Annotated in this window: 1 protein-coding gene; it reads left to right on the forward strand. The window is 40.7% G+C overall.

The features are described from left to right. Window positions 1–89: 89 nt before the first annotated feature. Window positions 90–1,672, forward strand: a 1,583-nt coding sequence (locus H5993_RS09100) for an IS1182 family transposase (protein ID WP_204777102.1), incomplete at its 3' end; no start/stop codon positions are given.

A 1,672-nucleotide genomic window follows, 5' to 3' on the forward strand; every position in this document is an offset into this window, starting at 1 on the left:
AACAATTCATCATCCGGTTTTTATGTACACAGGAAGTCGCTCCTGATATGATGTAATTAGCCCAAAACAAACAAAAAGGAGCGATTTCCATGTATCAAAATTATACCATAGGGCAAACCGAATTCGTACTAAACTATAACTATGATTTACCAAAGAACCATATTGCGCGACTAATTAGTGCATTTGTTGACTCAATTCCACAGGAGGTTCTATTGGAAGAGTCGGTGGCGGCTACTGGCCGCCCTGCATCGCATCCAGCAATTATGCTTAAAATCCTCTTGTTTGCCTACTCGCGTCAAACCTATTCTGGAAGAAAGATTGAAATGATGTTGGATGAGAGTCTACCAATGCGTTGGTTAGCCCATGACTATACTTATAGTTACCACACCATCAATAACTTTCGGAGCAGTCAGCACGCTAGTAATCTGATCAAGCGTGCTTTTGTCTACTTTACCATGGCTTTAACAGATCACGGCCTAATTCAAAATGATGCAGTTTTTATTGATGGAACCAAGGTCGAAGCTGATGCCAATAAATATTCATTTACTTGGCGTCGTGCAGTGGAAAAGTACCACGCTAAGTTAAGGGAAAAGACAAGTAAGATTTATGAGGAATTAGTGGAAAAACGAGTGGTGCAAGAAATGGCGCCAGAGCTGGTCACTTCTGCCGAAGGCATGAAAACAATGGAACAAGAACTCGGAGAGCAAATCACTAAATTAGATGAAGAGATTGAGCAAGAACCCAAAATCATCAAAGGTGGTTCAGTTAGGAAACGGCGTCGTCGTTTCCTAAAAAAACTTCGTCACCAGCTAAGCAACGACTTAATTCCTCGTGCCCAAAAGTATGAACATGCCGAAGATATCTTCCAAGGTCGCAATAGCTACTCCAAGACTGATCATGATGCGACTTTTATGTGTATGAAAGAAGATCCGATGATGAATCGGGAATTGAAACCTGGCTATAACTTACAAATTGCCACTCATAAGCAATTTGTTCTTGATTACGGATTATTTTCAAACCCAACTGATACAAGGACTTTAGTACCATTTCTTAAGCAATTTCATGCCTTAGGCTTCTTTAAACATATCGTCGCTGATGCAGGTTATGGTAGTGAATACAATTACACAACGATTCTTGATCAGTTTGAAAAGCAACCTATTATTCCCTATACAACTTATCAAAAGGAACAGAAGCGCAAGTTTAAAAACGACCCAACTAACTCACAAAATTGGCAGTATAACGCCGAAGATGATTACTATATTGATCATTTAGGGGTTCGTTTTAGCTTTTATCGGTATAGTGAGCAAATCGATAAATATGGTTTCAAACGTGATTTTAAAATCTATCGGGCAGATAAGCACCAGCCGTCAGCGCAATTGGATAAATTAGCGAAAACACCAGGTGGTCGGCAACGTTATATGAAGGTTAACCCGACCTGGAATTATTACAAAGCAAAAGTGAAAGCGACCCTCTCAAGTGACGAAGGTAAGGCGATTTATCGTCGACGGAAGTTCGACGTTGAGCCAGTCTTTGGTCACATGAAGAGGGATTTTGGCATACGCCGAACTCATTTGCGTGGTCAACGGGCTGTGGAAAATGACATTGGCCTAGCCCTGATGACATTAAACATAACGAAATTGGGACAATTAATTAACCGATGGAGGGCCAATTT

The organism is Limosilactobacillus alvi (assembly GCF_016900115.1).
GTDB classification, from domain to species: Bacteria; Bacillota; Bacilli; order Lactobacillales; family Lactobacillaceae; genus Limosilactobacillus; species Limosilactobacillus alvi.